This is a genomic window from Streptomyces sp. NPDC023157 (assembly GCF_055560575.1).
In genome coordinates, this window is the sequence record NZ_JBVHIL010000003.1 from 855,590 (window position 1) to 871,088 (window position 15,499).

14 protein-coding genes and 1 riboswitch are annotated in these 15,499 nt (G+C 70.8%); of the genes, 3 read left to right on the forward strand and 11 right to left on the reverse strand.

All coding sequences use genetic code 11. From position 1 onward, the window contains the following. The first annotated feature begins 329 nt into the window (after positions 1 to 329). Positions 330 to 941, forward strand: a complete 612-nt coding sequence (locus tag ACZ3ZE_RS14850) for a hypothetical protein (RefSeq protein WP_361626773.1) — start codon at positions 330 to 332, stop codon at positions 939 to 941. Positions 942 to 1,251: 310 nt separating this feature from the next. Then, on the forward strand, positions 1,252 to 1,458 hold the full coding sequence (locus tag ACZ3ZE_RS14855; protein WP_046912031.1) for a DUF5999 family protein: 207 nt from the start codon (positions 1,252 to 1,254) through the stop codon (positions 1,456 to 1,458). A 76-nt stretch (positions 1,459 to 1,534) separates the two neighbouring features. Here ACZ3ZE_RS14855 and gcvP read toward each other — a convergent pair whose 3' ends face one another. After that, positions 1,535 to 4,420 carry an aminomethyl-transferring glycine dehydrogenase gene (gcvP, locus tag ACZ3ZE_RS14860; RefSeq protein WP_361626776.1) on the reverse strand — a complete coding sequence of 962 codons (2,886 nt, stop codon included), beginning with the start codon at positions 4,418 to 4,420 and terminating at the stop codon, positions 1,535 to 1,537. Positions 4,421 to 4,599: 179 nt separating this feature from the next. After that, a riboswitch (glycine riboswitch) is annotated at positions 4,600 to 4,698 on the reverse strand. 112 nt (positions 4,699 to 4,810) lie between these two features. On the opposite strand from gcvP, the gene ACZ3ZE_RS14865 reads away from it, so the two are divergent. After that, positions 4,811 to 5,182 carry a PRC-barrel domain-containing protein gene (locus ACZ3ZE_RS14865; protein ID WP_363292257.1) on the forward strand — a complete coding sequence of 124 codons (372 nt, stop codon included), beginning with the start codon at positions 4,811 to 4,813 and terminating at the stop codon, positions 5,180 to 5,182. A 4-nt stretch (positions 5,183 to 5,186) separates the two neighbouring features. Here the strand turns inward: ACZ3ZE_RS14865 and ACZ3ZE_RS14870 are convergent, their stop codons facing one another. From ACZ3ZE_RS14870 to ACZ3ZE_RS14915, 10 genes are all read right to left on the reverse strand, one after another. Then, a complete protein-coding gene (locus tag ACZ3ZE_RS14870) occupies positions 5,187 to 6,569 on the reverse strand; it encodes a DNA polymerase IV (protein ID WP_361178125.1) in 1,383 nt (460 codons plus the stop codon). 101 nt (positions 6,570 to 6,670) lie between these two features. Then, a complete protein-coding gene (locus ACZ3ZE_RS14875; RefSeq protein WP_361178128.1) occupies positions 6,671 to 7,282 on the reverse strand; it encodes a MerR family transcriptional regulator in 612 nt (203 codons plus the stop codon). A gap of 185 nt (positions 7,283 to 7,467) precedes the next feature. Further along, entirely contained in the window at positions 7,468 to 7,941 is a 474-nt protein-coding gene (locus tag ACZ3ZE_RS14880; protein WP_329418820.1) for a bifunctional nuclease family protein, read from the reverse strand. Positions 7,942 to 7,994: 53 nt separating this feature from the next. After that, positions 7,995 to 8,735, reverse strand: a complete 741-nt coding sequence (ftsR, locus tag ACZ3ZE_RS14885; RefSeq protein WP_361178130.1) for a transcriptional regulator FtsR — start codon at positions 8,733 to 8,735, stop codon at positions 7,995 to 7,997. 28 nt (positions 8,736 to 8,763) lie between these two features. Continuing rightward, positions 8,764 to 9,711: an FHA domain-containing protein gene (locus ACZ3ZE_RS14890; RefSeq protein WP_361178158.1), complete on the reverse strand. Its 948-nt coding sequence runs from the start codon at positions 9,709 to 9,711 to the stop codon at positions 8,764 to 8,766. An 82-nt stretch (positions 9,712 to 9,793) separates the two neighbouring features. Further along, positions 9,794 to 10,729: a DUF881 domain-containing protein gene (locus ACZ3ZE_RS14895; RefSeq protein ID WP_361178132.1), complete on the reverse strand. Its 936-nt coding sequence runs from the start codon at positions 10,727 to 10,729 to the stop codon at positions 9,794 to 9,796. 5 nt (positions 10,730 to 10,734) lie between these two features. Beyond that, positions 10,735 to 11,067 (reverse strand): small basic family protein, encoded by a 333-nt coding sequence (locus ACZ3ZE_RS14900; protein WP_015032176.1) that lies wholly within the window; start codon positions 11,065 to 11,067, stop codon positions 10,735 to 10,737. Beyond that, a complete protein-coding gene (locus ACZ3ZE_RS14905; protein ID WP_361178135.1) occupies positions 11,064 to 11,993 on the reverse strand; it encodes a DUF881 domain-containing protein in 930 nt (309 codons plus the stop codon). Before ACZ3ZE_RS14905 ends, ACZ3ZE_RS14900 begins: the two co-directional genes overlap by 4 nt. A 111-nt stretch (positions 11,994 to 12,104) precedes the next feature. Then, complete coding sequence (locus ACZ3ZE_RS14910) at positions 12,105 to 14,600, reverse strand: sugar phosphate nucleotidyltransferase (RefSeq protein WP_467259270.1); 2,496 nt, start codon at positions 14,598 to 14,600, stop codon at positions 12,105 to 12,107. A 116-nt stretch (positions 14,601 to 14,716) separates the two neighbouring features. Further along, positions 14,717 to 15,325: a CDP-alcohol phosphatidyltransferase family protein gene (locus ACZ3ZE_RS14915; protein ID WP_046912041.1), complete on the reverse strand. Its 609-nt coding sequence runs from the start codon at positions 15,323 to 15,325 to the stop codon at positions 14,717 to 14,719. Positions 15,326 to 15,499 lie beyond the last annotated feature (174 nt).

Sequence of the window (15,499 nt, forward strand, 5' to 3'; positions counted from 1 at the left end):
ATGGACATATACCAATGTCATATTGCCCCGCACCACGGGATCGGGATTCGGCCGACCCCCTCCTGCGAGAAAGTGCAGGCAGGCGTTCCGCCGGACGCGCGCATTCCACTGAATCACCGTGGAAATACGACCGAATGACTCCTTGTCAGGAATATCGGCGCCGTCTAGCGGAAACACTGTGTGAACACGTGTCGTATAAACTCCGCGCACGAGGCAGAGTGTTGGCGCCCGGCCATGGCCTCATGGCCCCCTTCTCTGGCCCCGTCGCCGACAGCGCCGTCGTACCTGCCCACGCGTCACCGTGTCTCCTGAGTGAGAGGCGACCCACCATGCTCCGACCCTCCCCGGCCCCCGCGCCGGCCCTTCGCAGTGTCCTCACGGCCCTCGGCTCGCCGACCGCCGTGAGTGAGACCCGCACCCCCGCACTGCGTGCCGCACAGGGACCGCTGAGCCCCGAACTGCCGCTGCCCGTCCACGTGCTGGGAGTCACCGGCAGCGTCGCCGGTGCCACCGGCCCCGCGGGCGGGCCGCCCCACACCCGGCTGGCCGGCTGGCGCTTCCTGATCAGGAGCGGAGACCGCGCCATCGCCGCCGCGGACACCATGCTCACCCCCGACGGCTGGTCCTTCTCCCACTTCTTCGAGGGTCCCTACGTCGCCGCCACCGAACGGGCCCTGATCCAGGCCGAGGCGCTCCGCACCCCGTACCAGCCGCGACTGCTGTCCGTACCGGAGCTGTACATGCTGACCCTGTGGCTGCACGCCGACCCGGACGCCGACGGTCACACCGCCGTACCCGGCCCGGCCGACCTGCTCGTGCCGCTCTCCCCCGCGCCGCCCGGGATCGCCGCCAACCACCCCTACCGGGTCGCCGACCTCCTGCCGGTGCTCAGCCTGCGCCTCACGCCACCGCCCCTGCTGGGTTCCGCGGCGCCCGCCTGATCCCCCACGCCGCCCCACGCCCACCGCGCCCCGGGAGCCGACGGCCCCGGGGCGCACGGCTGTCCGACACCCCCTCCCGTTCGGACTAGCCCGCTCGGACCACCCCGAACCCCCCGAAGAGACGGTGCAGTTGACCTGAACCGCCCCTGCGGGTGATGCGTCTTCCCAGGAGAGGACGAGCTGCCGTGAAATACCTGCGGAACGCCGTCCATGGGGCAAGACTGGACCGGAACCGAACCGACCTACGGGGGCGGCGATGCATCCGAAGAGCCGCAGGACATCCACCACGACGCAGCGAGAGAACCCACCCATGTGCCAGCACCAGCCCGCCTGTCCCACCGCCCACTCCGCCGACCGTGAGGCGGCACGACTCGTGGCACACCACCCGGAGCAGGGCTGGAGCCTGCTCTGCAACGGGGTCCTGCTCTTCGAGGACACCGGCGAGCTGCTGCCCGACGGCCAGATCATCGCCCCGCACCGGCCGCTGACGGCGGCCAGTGTGACGACGGCGGCCTGAGCCACCCTGAGGAAACGCCGAGGGCCGGCCCGGAGAAACCTCCGGGCCGGCCCTCACGTCGTGCTCAGGGTCGTGCTCAGTTGTCGTACTCGTCCAGCGGCGGGCAGGAGCAGACCAGGTTGCGGTCGCCGAAGGCGCCGTCGATCCGGCGGACCGGCGGCCAGTACTTGTCGGCAACCGAGACACCGGCCGGGAAGACCGCCTCGTCACGGCTGTACGGGTGGTTCCACTCGCCGCCCAGCGCCGCCGCGGTGTGCGGGGCGTTGCTCAGCGGGTTGTCCTCGGCCGGCCACTCGCCGGAGGCGACCTTCTCGATCTCGCCCCGGATCGCGATCATCGTGTCGCAGAAGCGGTCGAGCTCGCTCAGGTCCTCGGACTCGGTCGGCTCGATCATCAGCGTGCCGGCCACCGGGAACGACATGGTCGGCGCGTGGAAGCCGTAGTCGATCAGACGCTTGGCGATGTCGTCGACGCTGACGCCGGTCGCCTTGGACAGCGGGCGCAGGTCCACGATGCACTCGTGGGCGACCAGGCCGGCCGGGCCGGTGTAGAGCACCGGGTAGTGCGGCTCCAGGCGCTTGGCGATGTAGTTCGCCGCGAGGACGGCCACCTGGGTGGCGCGCTTGAGGCCCTCGCCGCCCATCAGGCGCACGTACGACCAGGAGATCGGCAGGATGCCGGCGGAGCCCCACGGGGCGGCCGAGATCGGGCCGACGCCGGTCTCCGGGCCCGCGGTGGGCTGGAGCGGGTGGTTCGGCAGGTACGGCGCGAGGTGCGCGCGGACGCCGACCGGGCCGACGCCCGGGCCGCCGCCGCCGTGCGGGATGCAGAAGGTCTTGTGCAGGTTCAGGTGCGAGACGTCGCCGCCGAACTTGCCCGGCTTGGCGAGGCCGACCAGCGCGTTGAGGTTGGCACCGTCGACGTACACCTGGCCGCCGGCCTCGTGCACCTCGGCGCAGATGTCGGCGACGTGCTCCTCGAACACACCGTGCGTGGACGGGTAGGTGATCATCAGCACGGACAGCTCGTCGCGGTACTGCTCGATCTTGGCGCGCAGGTCCGCGACGTCGACCTCGCCGTCGTCGGCGGTCTTGACGACGACGACCTTCATGCCGGCCATCACCGCGGAGGCGGCGTTGGTGCCGTGCGCGGAGGACGGGATGAGACAGACCGTGCGCTGCAGGTCGCCGTTGGCACGGTGGTACGCGCGGACGGCCAGCAGACCGGCCAGCTCGCCCTGCGAGCCGGCGTTCGGCTGGATGGAGACCTTGTCGTAGCCGGTGACCTCGGCGAGACGCTCCTCCAGCTCGGTGATGAGCGTGACGTAGCCGCCGGCCTGCTCGACCGGGGCGAACGGGTGCATCTGGCCGAACTCGGGCCAGGTCACCGACTCCATCTCGGTGGTCGCGTTCAGCTTCATGGTGCAGGAGCCGAGCGGGATCATGCCGCGGTCGAGCGCGTAGTCGCGGTCGGAGAGGCGGCGCAGGTAGCGCAGCATCGAGGTCTCGGAGCGGTGCGCGTGGAAGACCGGGTGGGTCAGGAACACGTCCGAGCGGAGCGCGTCGACGGGCAGCGCGTCCTCGGTGACGGCGTCCAGGGCGTCGATGTCGGCGGTGACGCCGAAGGCGCCCCAGACGGCGGCGAGCTGCGCGCGGGTGGTGGTCTCGTCGCAGGACAGGGACACCAGGTCGGCGTCGACGCGGTACAGGTTGACCCCGGCCTCACGGGCGGCCGCAACGACGGCGTCCGCGCGGCCCGGCACCCGGGCGGTGAGGGTGTCGAAGAAGGCACCCTGGACCAGCTCCACACCGCCCGCCTTCAGACCGGCGGCGAGGAGGGCGGCGTACCGGTGGGTACGGCGCGCGATCCCCTTCAGGCCCTCCGGGCCGTGGTAGACGGCGTACATGCCGGCCATGACGGCGAGCAGCACCTGGGCGGTGCAGATGTTGCTGGTGGCCTTCTCGCGGCGGATGTGCTGCTCGCGGGTCTGCAGGGCCAGGCGGTACGCCTTGTTGCCGTCGGCGTCCACGGAGACGCCGACCAGGCGGCCGGGGAGCGAGCGGGCGTGCTTGTCCTGGACGGCCATGTAGCCGGCGTGCGGGCCGCCGAATCCCATGGGGACACCGAAGCGCTGGGTGGTACCGACGGCGATGTCGGCGCCGAGCGAGCCGGGCGAGGCGAGCAGCGTCAGCGCGAGCAGGTCGGCGGCGACGGTGACGATCGCGCCGAGCTCGTGGGCCTGGTCGATGACCGGCTTGATGTCCCGGACGGCTCCGGAGGCACCCGGGTACTGGAGCAGCACGCCGAAGACGCCGCGCTCGGCGATCTCGGCGGGAATCCCCGCCGACAGGTCCGCGACGACGACCTCGACCCCGGTGGGCTCGGCGCGGGTCTCGATGACGGCGATGGTCTGCGGCAGGGCGTCGGCGTCGACGAGGAACACGCCGTTCTTGACCTTGCCGACGCGGCGGGACAGCGCCATGGCCTCGGCGGCCGCGGTGCCCTCGTCGAGCAGCGAGGCGCCGGAGGTGGGCAGACCGGTGAGGTCGGCGACCATGGTCTGGAAGTTCAGCAGGGCCTCCAGACGGCCCTGCGAGATCTCGGGCTGGTACGGCGTGTACGCGGTGTACCAGGCCGGGTTCTCCATGACGTTGCGGAGGATGACCGGCGGCGTGAAGGTCCCGTAGTACCCGAGGCCGATCATCGGGGCGAGGACCTGGTTGCGGTCGGCGAGCTCGCGGAGCTCGGCCAGCACCTCGGCCTCGGTACGGGCGGCCGGCAGGCCGAGCGCCTCGGCGTTCTTGATGACGTCCGGCACGGCCGCGGCCGTCAGCTCGTCGAGGGAGCCGTACCCGACCTGGGCGAGCATCTTCGCCCGAGCCTCGGCGTCGGGCCCGATGTGCCGCTGCTCGAAGGGAATACCCTGCTCGAGTTCGGAGAGCGGAATGCGGTTGGCGGTCATGCTGCGGGGGCCTCCTGGTCGTCACGACCTGCGAGGGGCACCACGGCGCGGGTGCCCGGACGGCCTCCCCCTCTGTCATCTCAACCTGAGAGCTTCACCGGCCACGCCTCACGGCGGACCGGCTTTCCCCGTCGGTGAGAGCGGATGCCGTCGACGCCCGCCCTGCTTTCCAGAGTGACCTCGTCCACGCGGTACAGGGGCCTGAGAGATTCCGGGGAGGATTTGCTCCTTCGGCGCCTCCGAAAGGTTTCTCCGGAGGACTCTCCCGCGCAGGGTCGATAGCCACAGCCAGCCTACCAGCGCGGTTGAGCCCGGCATCGCTCAAGTGGCCGATATCCCAGTTGTGCACTTTCGTAGGGTGTAGAGCAGTTGCGACCAGTTGGAGGGACCGTGCAGACCGATATCGATCCGCGCAGCCTGATCGGCCGCAAGGCGTACGACCGGAACGGACACAAGATCGGGACCGTGGACGAGGTGTACCTGGACGACGCGACGGGCGTCCCCGAATGGGCCGCCGTGCGCACCGGCCTGTTCAGCCGCGACGCGTTCGTCCCGCTGGAGCCGAGCGAGCTGGTGAGCGACGGCCTCCACATCCCGTACGAGCGGGCCCTCATCAAGGACGCCCCCGACTTCGGCGTGGGCCGCCACCTCTCCCCCGAACAGGAACTCCAGCTCTACCGCCACTACAGCCTGGCCCTCCCGCCCCCGCCCCAGGACACCCCCCGGGACTTCGGCCGCCTGGCGGGCCAGGACGACGCCTAGGGCCTCACCCCGTCCCCGGCTCCTCCACCAACGGCAACGGATCCGAAAGCTCCAGATCCGGATCGTCCACGGAGAAGGTCCGCACCCGCCCCGGCACCACCGCCCCCGGCTCCTCGAACCGGACGGTGACCCGCCCGACCCCGCTCCCCTGCACCCACCCGGCCCCGTACTCCGCGTGCCGCACGTCCCGACCCGGCGCCCAGTGCCGCTCGGCGGGCTCGGTGGCCGCGGGGGACGCGGGCAGGGCCGCCTCAGGGCCCGCGACGGCCTCGGGCGCGACCTCCGCCCGAGCCTCCGCCTCCGCCCGGGCCTCCGCCTCCGCCTGCGCGAACAGGTCCTCCTGCGTGTAGTCGGCGAGCCCGCTCACCCCGACCCCCAGCAGCCGCACCCCGCCCGTGGTGTCCACGAGGTCGAGGAGCCGCGCCGCCGCCTCCCGGACCACCCCGGGGTCGTCCGTCGGCCCCCGCAGCGTCTCGGAGCGCGTCAGCGTCGAGAAGTCGTACCGCCGCACCTTCAGGACGATGGTCCGCCCCGAGTGCCCCGAACCCCGCAGCCGCGCGACGCACCGCTCGGCGAGCCGCTCCACCTCCAGCCGGATCCGCAGCCGGTCGTGCAGGTCCACGTCGAAGGTGTCCTCCACGGAGACCGATTTGGCGTCCCGCTCGGCCACCACGGGCCGGTCGTCGTGCCCGAGGGCCATCAGGTACAGCGAGCCCCCGTGCGCCCGTCCCAGGAGCCGTACGAGCTCGTCCTCGCCCGCCTCGACCACGTCGGTGACGGTGGTGATCCCGGCCCGCCGCAGGTGCTCCCCGGTGGCCGGCCCGACGCCGGGGATGATCCGCACCGAACGCGGCCCGATCAGCTCGCGTTCCGTACCGGGCTCGATCAGCAACAGCCCGTCCGGCTTGGCCTCCTCGGAGGCGATCTTCGCCAGCATCTTGGACCCGGCCAGACCGACCGACCCGGTCAGACCGGTCGTCGCGAGGATGTCCCGCCGCAGCCGCTCCCCCGTCGCCCGCGCGCTCGCGCTGTCGTCGGCGAGCCCGCCGGCCTCCAGGTCCACGAAGGCCTCGTCCAGGCTGAGCGGCTCGACGAGCGGCGAGAGCCGCCCGAGGAGTTCCATGACCTGGCCGCTGATCGCCCGGTAGAAGGCGAAGCGGGGCACGAGATAGGCCGCGTTCGGCGCGAGCCGCCGCGCCTGCGCCATGGGCATCGCCGAGTGCACCCCGAAGCGCCGTGCCTCGTACGAGGCCGTCGCGACCACTCCGCGCGGCCCGAGGCCGCCGACGACCACCGGCTTTCCGCGCAGGCTCGGCTTCGACGCCTGCTCCGCCGCGGCGAAGAAGGCGTCCATGTCGAGATGCAGGATGGTGGGCGCGGCTCTCACGCCTCCGATGCTGCCCTACGCCACTGACAACGCACCGGCGGGCACGCACCCCGCGCGTCCCGTCGGGCCCGGAGCGGGCCCACGGACCCGCCGCCGGAGCGTCAGACGGCGCGGTCCCGCCGCCGCCGCGCCAGCTCGTCCGCCGGGTTGTGCCCGATGAGCGTCTCGCCGGTGTCGATGCGCTCGCCGTGCAGCTGCGAGAGCGCCGCCTCGACGTCCCGCCACACCACGCCGACGGCGATCCCGAAGACGCCCTGGCCGCCCTGGAGCAGGTCCACGACCTCGTCGGGCGAGGAGCACTCGTACACCGTGGCCCCGTCGCTCATGAGCGTCATGCGCTCCAGGTCGCGGAAGCCCCGGGCGCGCAGGTGCTGCACGGCCGCCCGGATGTTCTGCAGCGCGACCCCGGTGTCCAGGAAGCGCTTGACGATCTTGAGGACCACGACGTCGCGGAAGCTGTAGAGCCGCTGCGTCCCGGATCCGTACGCGGGCCGCACGCTGGGCTCGACGAGCCCCGTGCGCGCCCAGTAGTCCAGCTGCCGATAGGTGATGCCGGCCGCCGCACAGGCCGTGGGCCCTCGGTAGCCGACCTCTTCCGGGCCGGCGCTCACGTCCCCGCCGAAGTCGCCCACACTGCCGTGAAGCGGATACGGGCCCATCTCCCCGGGGGCACGCCCCAGGAAGCCCCCTGCCGTACCGTCGCCGCTGCTCATCACGCCGACCCTCCGTCCTTGACCTGCCCACTCGAAGGTAGGCAGTCACTCGGGGTGCGTCAACGATCGCCACACTCGGCACGCCGAGTGATAATCACCCTGAGAGTGGTTTCACGTGCCCCTCTCCGGGGAAAGGCTACTCGAATGTGCCGACGGCACGGCTTCAGCCGGGGCGGCGCGCGGGCCTACTGGCTGCCGGTCTCGAAGTCCTCCGGCGAGATCTGGTCGAGGAACTCGCGGAACTTCTCCACCTCGTCCTCCTGCTCGTCCGGAATCGCGATCCCCGCGTCGTCGAGCACACCGTCACTGCCGTAGATCGGCGTCCCGGTGCGCAGGGCGAGTGCTATCGCGTCGGACGGCCGGGCACTCACCTCGACACCGCTGGCGAAGACCAGCTCGGCGTAGAAGACCCCGTCACGCAGATCCGTGATGCGGACCTCGGTGAGCTCCTGCCCCACGGCCTCCAGCACGTCCTTGAAAAGGTCGTGCGTCAGCGGCCTGGCAGGGGCCATGCCCTGCTGGGCGAAGGCGATCGCGGTCGCCTCTCCCGGTCCGATCCAGATGGGGAGGTACCGATCGCCTCCCACTTCACGCAGGAGCACGATCGGCTGGTTGGAGGGCATTTCCACCCGGACACCCACAACGTCGAGCTCGTTCACACAGCAACCCTAGGACGTGCCCGACCGGTTTGGGTAGTCGGGCCGTCCTCGGATCATTGCAACCGCACTCCCAGCGCGGTCTGGACCAGTGCCGCGTGAAGGCGCACGGAGAGTCCGGCGAGCTCCTTGGCGGTCGCCTCGGCATGGGCCCTGGTCTGCGGATTACGGTGCCGGCGCAGCGGTGCGACCATCTGTTCGACCAGCCCCGCCTCGCGCTCCGCGGCGGCCTTGACGGCCCGCAGATGCCGGGGCTCCAGACCGAATCTCCCCAGGTCCGCCACCAGTTTGGCGACGGTGACGGTCTCGGCGTCGTACCCGCCGCCCTCGACCGGGGCGATCAGTCCGTACGCCTCCCACTCGACCAGCTCGGCCTCGGTGACCTCCGCGGCGGCGAGCAGCTCCGCGCGGCCGATCCGGGCGGCGGTGGGACGCTCGCCCTCCGTGTCCCAGGCCCCGTCGAGCAGGTCCCGCTGCGGGCTCGGTGAGGGCAGCTTGATCTGCTCCCCTCGCTCCAGGGCGTCCAGGTGCTCGCGGATGACCTTCAGCGGGAGGTAGTGGTCCCGCTGCATCCGCAGGATCTGAGCGAGCCGCTCCACATCCCGCGGGCTGAACTTCCGGTACCCGGAGGCCGTGCGCTGGGGCTCGACGAGCCCCTCGGCCTCCAGGAACCGGATCTTCGAGATGGTCACTTCGGGAAACTCGTCGCGCAGCCGGCTCAGCACCGTACCGATGCTCACCAGCTCGCCCGCGGCGGCGGTGCCGTGACCGGCACCGCCCGTCGGTGTTCGCAGCATGGACCTTCCCTGAAGGTTCTCCGGGGCGTCACACGCCCCGCTGGCTCGCGAAGAACACGAGCCGGTACTTGCCGATCTGCACCTCGTCACCGTTGGACAGCACGACCGAGACCGACTCGATCGGCTCCCGGTTGACGTAGGTGCCGTTGAGGCTGCCGACGTCCGACACCTGGAAGGTGCCGTCCGGCTGCCGGCGGAACTCCACATGGCGACGCGAGACGGTCACGTCGTCCAGGAAGATGTCGCTCTGCGGGTGACGGCCGGCCGTGGTCAGCTCGCCGTCCAGGAGGAAGCGGCTGCCCGAGTTCGGACCGCGGCGCACGATGAGCAGCGCCGAACCGCCCGGCAGGGCCTCGACCGCCGCCAGCGCCTCGGCCGACAGCGACGGAAGCGCGGTCTGCCCGGTGACCTCCGCGTCGTAGGCCTCGAGCCCCGAGATGGAGATCGTCGAGGTGGTCTCGGAGGCACGCTCCGGAGCCACCCCGGCCCGCAGCGGCGCACCGCAGTGGGAGCAGAAGCGGCTGTCCGCCGTGTTGCGGTGACCGCACCTCGTACACACCGGCATGGACGCGTCCTCCTGCCGCGGCTGCCCCGCGGAGGTCTGGGTCGCGTACGGGTCGGGCACAAACCCTCCACCCGTACCTGAGGTTGATGGTTCTCCGAAACCTATGCGGGCGGCACCGGCAGGGTCAACAGACGACGCGCCCTGTGTGCCCGGAATGTCACCACCCTGGCCGCCGACCTCGTCGCGGAAGAGGGGGCGCTCGCCGCCCTGTTCCTCGCTCTGGGCGTGGCGCGGGGCGCGATGCCTGGCGTTGCCGCCGTCCTCGCTTGCGCTCTTGCCGAACAACTTCGAAAACCACTTCACGGGCGATTCCCCTTGACCGAAACAGACCCGCCCGTGGGGCAGGACGAACCCTGACTCAACACACCTGCCGACCCGGACATCCTCACAACGTCCGTAACCACTCGACAGTTTCCACCACGCACCACCCTTGTGGTGCGGCGACCCCCCGCAACGTCATGCCCTTGTCGCGTCACCCTCATCCACCCCTGCCTCACTGCGAGGACGACCGAGCGTAGTCAGGCCGCTTCGCAGGCCGCAAGGCGTCGACGACGATCTTCCCGGAACGCTGCACCGTGGCCGTGGCCTGCTCCTTCTCCAGTGTCTGGACGACGCCGCCGGGGATGTTGAGCGCGGGCTCGAGATCCTCCGGCTTGCCGATGACCTTGAAGACGTACGGAGCGGCCACCTTCGTTCCATCGATCCGCATGTCGCTGCCACTTCCCGAGAAGTAGCTGTCCGCGACCACCCGGACGCCGTTGACCTGGATGGCCTCCGCGCCGGCGGCGCGCAGCTCCTGGATCGCGTCGAGCAGCATGTCCGACTCGATGGCGCCGCTGGGGTCCGTGATCGTCAGCGTGATGCCCGGGCCCTCGGCGGCGACGGTGCCGGCCAGGATGCCGAGCTGCTGCTCCTTCTCCTGGGTCTGCTTGCGCGCCTCCTCGGCCTGGTCGGAGCTGGACTCCAGCTCCGAGCGCTGGCTGTCCAGACGCGTCTTCTCGTCCTCCAGGCGCTGGGTGCGGTCGTCGAGCTCGTCGAGGATTCGCACCAGGTCCTCCTGGCGGGCACCGCGCAGCGCGCTGTTGTCGCTGGTGGAACTGACCTGAATGGCCAGACCGAGGCCGAGCACGAACAGCAGCAGCGCGACCACCAGTTGGGCCCGGGTCACCCGGGGCGGCCACAGACTCGCCGCGAGCCGCTGCCGGCCGGAGGTCTCTGGCCGGGCGGGAGCCGGGGCCGGAGCGGGGGCGGGAGCCTGGGCCGGCGTCGGCGCCGGGGCGGCGGGCTGCTCGGGCTCGGGCCGCCGGTCCGGGCTCTCGGCCCCGGACGGGCGCTCCTGCGGACGCGGCGACGGCTTCCCGTCGTCCGCGCGGTTCACGTCGTCCGGCCGGTTCGCCTCGGGCTCGTCGGGCCTGTCGTGCTCGCTCATCGGCGTCACGCCCGGAACACGTGCCGCCGGATGGCGGCCGCGTTGGAGAAGATCCGGATGCCGAGGACGACGACCACACCGGTCGACAACTGCGCACCCACGCCCAGCTTGTCGCCGAGGAAGACGATCAGCGCGGCCACGACCACGTTCGACAGGAACGACACCACGAAGACCTTGTCGACGAAGATCCCGTCGAGCATGGCCCGCAGGCCGCCGAAGACCGCGTCCAGGGCGGCGACCACGGCGATCGGAAGATAGGGCTCGACCACCGCCGGAACCTCGGGCCGGACCAACAGTCCGACCACGACTCCCACGATCAGGCCCAGTACGGCGATCAAGATGTGCCCTTCCCTGTGTCGGCCGTGGCCTGCCCGGTGGCCTTGGCCGCCCCGGCTCCCCTCGGCTCTGCTGTACGTACGATCAGGCTCGGCGCGGCCGGCAGACGTACGTCGCCCTCGGCCGAGATGCTCGTGCGGATCCCGAAGTTCTCCTGCAGCGCGTGCAGGTACTGGCCGTCGGCGCTGTCCTGGAACGCGGTGCTCAGCCGCTGCCCGTCGCCGACGGCGAGGATGGTGTACGGCGGCACCAGTGGCTTGTTGTCGACCAGTATGGCGTCGCCCGCGGCCCTGATCGCCGACAGCGCGGTCAGCCGCTGCCCGTTGATCGAGACGGCCTCCGCGCCCGACTCCCACAGCCCGTTGACGATCCGCTGCATGTCACGGTCGCGCACCCGCCCGGTGTCCGAGAAGCCGGCGCTCTCCCGGGGACCGCCACCGCCCGCGTCGGCGCCCTTGGCGTCGTCCACGACCAGCTTCACCCCGGGCCCGTGCACCGCGGTCGCCCCCGACAGCAGCGCGACCAGCTCGCCCTGGTCTCCGCCGTGCTGCTCCAGCGCCTTGCGCTGCCGCTCGCCGACCTCGTCGCGCAGACGCTCGACGTCCTGCTCCAGCTTGTCGGCCGCCGAGGTCTCCGACTCGATCCGGTCGATCAGATCCTGCCGCTCCTTGGCGACGACCGGCGCGGACACCCGCGCCTCGGCCGCACCCAGCGTCACCACGGCCGCCGCGAGCACCAGACCGGCCGCGAGGCCCAGCTTGGCCCGGATCGTACGGGGCAGCCCGCCGCCCTCCGCGGCACGGCGGGCCGAGGCCTCCGCGTAGCCGTCGTCCAGAGCGTGGTCGATCACGTTGTTCAGCAGCGACATGGACGCGTCCGGGCGCGGAGGGGGCGATCCGGTGCTCCGAACGGGGGGCTGCTGCGACATGCCGCACATCGTCGCACGTCGCACGGCCTACCGCCGAATGGCCCCTCCGCCGGGCCGGGAGGCACCCGGGGGCACCTCCCGGCCCGAAGGGCCCGCTCCGGTCGCGTCCCCCTAGTGACCTGCGCTGTCGACGACGCCGGACCACTCGTCGAGGAGGGCCTGCGCGGACGCGTCGTCCGGACCCTCCGCCCACAGATGGGTGACGGCCTCCGCCGGGTCGGGCAGCACCATCACCCAGCGCCCGTCGGCCTCCACCACCCGCACACCGTCGGTGGTGTCCACGGACCGGTCCCCGGCCGCCTCCACCACCCGGCGCATCACCAGGCCCTTCACCGCCCACGGCGTGGCGATGTCCCGTTTCAGCACATGGGCCCGCGGGATCCGCGCGTCGATCTGGCTGAGGGTGAGCTGGGTCCGGGCCACCAGACCGATCAGGCGCACAAAGGCGGCCGCTCCGTCGAAGACGCTGCTGAACTCGGGCACGATGAACCCGCCCCGGCCGTCCCCGCCGAAGATCGTCGACTCCTCGCGCCCGACCCTCGTGAGGTCGTCGGGCGAGGTCGTCGTCCATTCGACCTGCGTGCCGTGGTACGCGGCGACCTGCTCGGCGATCCTCGTGGTCGTCACCGGCAGCGCCACCCGCCCGGACCTGCGCTCGGCCGCCACCAGGTCGAGCATGACCAGGAGAGCCCGGTCGTCCTCGATGATCCGCCCGCGTTCGTCGACCAGCGAGAGGCGCTCGCCGACCGGGTCGAACCGCACCCCGAAGGCGGCCCGCGCCGACGCCACGATCTCCCCGAGCCGTACGAGACCGGCCCGCCGGCTCTCCGCCGACTCGGTGGGCCGGGCCTCGTCGAGACCCGGGTTGATCGTCAGCGAGTCGACCTGGAGCCGCCCGAGCAGACTGGGCAGGACGAGCCCCGCACTGCCGTTGGAGGCGTCCACGACGACCTTCAGCCCTGCCTCGGCGATCCCCGAGGTGTCCACGTTCCGCAGCAGTGAGCCAGTGTACGAGTCGAAGACGCTGGCCGGGAAGGACAGGTCGCCGATCTCCCCGGGGAACGCCCGCCGGTACTCCTGGCGCGCGAAGACCCGGTCCAGCTTGCGCTGGCCCGCCTGCGACAGGTCGGCGCCCCGCTCGTCGAAGAACATGATGTCGACGGAGTCCGGTACGCCCGGCGAGGTCCGCACCATGATCCCGCCGGCGCTGCCGCGCGCCGTCTGCTGCCGCGCCACCGGCAGCGGCACGTTCTCCAGGTCGCGTACGTCGATGGCGCTGGCCTGCAGGGCGGAGATCACCGCCCGTTTGAGTGCCCGCGCACCGCGCGAGTGGTCGCGCGCGGTGGTGACCGTCGCACCCTTCTTCAGCGTGGTGGCGTACGCGCCGGCCAGCCGCACGGCCAGCTCGGGGGTGATCTCCACGTTGAGGATGCCGGTCACCCCGCGCGCGCCGAAGAGGTGCGCCTGCCCTCGGGACTCCCAGATGACGGAGGTGTTGACGAAGGCACCGGCCTCGATCGTCTTGAACGGGTAGACCCGGACGTTGCCCTGCACGATCGATTCCTCACCGATCAGGCACTCGTCGCCGATGACGGCCCCGTCCTCGATCCGGGCCGCCCGCATGACATCGGTGTTCTTGCCGATGACGCAGCCGCGCAGGTTGCTCTGCGGCCCGACGTAGACGTTGTCGTGGATGACGGCCTTGTGCAGGAAGGCGCCGCTCTTCACCACGACGTTGGATCCGATCACGGTGTGTTCGCGGATCTCCGCGCCGGCCTCCACCTTGGCGTAGTCGCCGATGTACAGCGGCCCGCGCAGGACGGCGTCGGGGTGGACCTCGGCCCCTTCTGCGACCCAGACGCCCGGGGAGATCTCGAAGCCGTCGATGTCGACCTGGACCTTGCCCTCCAGGACGTCGGCCTGGGCCTTCACATAGCTCTCGTGGGTGCCCACGTCCTCCCAGTAGCCCTCGGCGATATAGCCGTAGATCGGCTTGCCGTCCTTCATGAGCTGCGGGAAGACGTCACCCGACCAGTCGACGGGCACGTCGGCCTCGACGTAGTCGAAGACCTCGGGCTCCATGACGTAGATGCCCGTGTTCACCGTGTCCGAGAAGACCTGGCCCCAGGTCGGCTTCTCCAGGAATCGTTCGACCTTGCCTTCCTCGTCGACGATCGTGATGCCGAACTCCAGCGGATTGGGCACCCGGGTCAGACAGACGGTGACGAGGGCGCCCTTCTCCTTGTGGAAGGCGATCAGGTCGCTGAGGTCGAAATCGGTGAGCGCGTCCCCCGAAATGACGAGGAAGGCATCGTCTTTCAGTGCCTCCTCGGCATTCTTCACACTCCCCGCGGTACCGAGCGGTTTCTCCTCGTTGGCGTACGTGAGCTCCATTCCGAGCTCTTCGCCGTCCCCGAAGTAATTTCGGACGAGGGAAGCGAGAAACTGCACGGTGACGACGGTCTCGTTGAGACCGTGCCTCTTGAGCAGCCTTAGGACATGCTCCATGATCGGCCGGTTCACGACCGGCAGGAGAGGCTTGGGCATGCTCGAGGTCATGGGGCGCAGGCGGGTGCCCTCGCCACCGGCCATCACGACGGCCTTCATGTCGGAAGCGTCCTCCTTGAAGAGACGACGGTCCTGCCGACTTCACCTGCCCGCTGTTCGGCCCTCGGGCGTCCTCGTTCCTGCCGGCGACGCTGCACGGCACGGGACGGACGGGCTCAATCGGCCGCGGTATCCGCCTTCACGAGTCGACGGACCTGGACCACGTAGAGGATCCCTGCCCACCAATACAGAGTTGTACCCCATCCGGCGAAGGCCCACCCGAAAACTTCAGCGAGTGACGAGAGCCAACCGGTTCCGTCACTGAGCAGCAGCAACGGGAACGCGTACATCAAGTTGAATGTGGCAGCTTTCCCGAGGAAGTTCACCTGCGGCGGCGGATACCCGTGCCGGCGCAGGATTGCCACGGCGACAAGCAGCATCAGTTCACGGGCCAGCAGCACGGCGGTGAGCCAGAGCGGCAGGATCTCCCGCCAGGTGAGTCCGACGAGCGTGGAAAGGATGTACAGCCGGTCGGCGGCCGGATCGAGCAGCCGGCCGAGGTTGCTGATCTGATTCCAGCGCCGGGCCAGCTTCCCGTCGAGATAGTCGCTGACACCACTCAGGGCCAGGACGAGAAGCGCCCAGCCGTCACTGTTGGGTCCGCCGAACACAGGTCGGAGGATCAGCCACAGGAAGAGCGGCACGCCGACGAGGCGAGCCATGCTGAGGATGTTGGGGATGGTGAGGACTCGGTCCGTCTGAACGCGAGTCTCCTGGACCTCCACCCGGGGGCCTCCTGTGGGAGCAAGTTGACGATGTGCCCCATGACCTTACCCTCAGCCACGGGCACGCGATGCACAGGGGGCCCGTAAACGCAGAAAAGCCCCGCACCATAAGGTGCGGGGCTTTCCCACAATGATTGTTCGGCGGCGTCCTACTCTCCCACAGGGTCCCCCCTG

Coding starts and splice junctions, on each gene's coding strand:
- ACZ3ZE_RS14850 (WP_361626773.1), top strand. CDS start 330: ATGCTCCGACCCTCCCCGGCCCCCGCGCCGGCCCTTCGCAGTGTCCTC.
- ACZ3ZE_RS14855 (WP_046912031.1), top strand. CDS start 1,252: ATGTGCCAGCACCAGCCCGCCTGTCCCACCGCCCACTCCGCCGACCGT.
- gcvP (WP_361626776.1), bottom strand. CDS start 4,420: ATGACCGCCAACCGCATTCCGCTCTCCGAACTCGAGCAGGGTATTCCC.
- ACZ3ZE_RS14875 (WP_361178128.1), bottom strand. CDS start 7,282: ATGAGCAGCGGCGACGGTACGGCAGGGGGCTTCCTGGGGCGTGCCCCC.
- ftsR (WP_361178130.1), bottom strand. CDS start 8,735: ATGCTGCGAACACCGACGGGCGGTGCCGGTCACGGCACCGCCGCCGCG.
- ACZ3ZE_RS14895 (WP_361178132.1), bottom strand. CDS start 10,729: ATGAGCGAGCACGACAGGCCCGACGAGCCCGAGGCGAACCGGCCGGAC.
- ACZ3ZE_RS14905 (WP_361178135.1), bottom strand. CDS start 11,993: ATGTCGCAGCAGCCCCCCGTTCGGAGCACCGGATCGCCCCCTCCGCGC.
- ACZ3ZE_RS14910 (WP_467259270.1), bottom strand. CDS start 14,600: ATGAAGGCCGTCGTGATGGCCGGTGGCGAGGGCACCCGCCTGCGCCCC.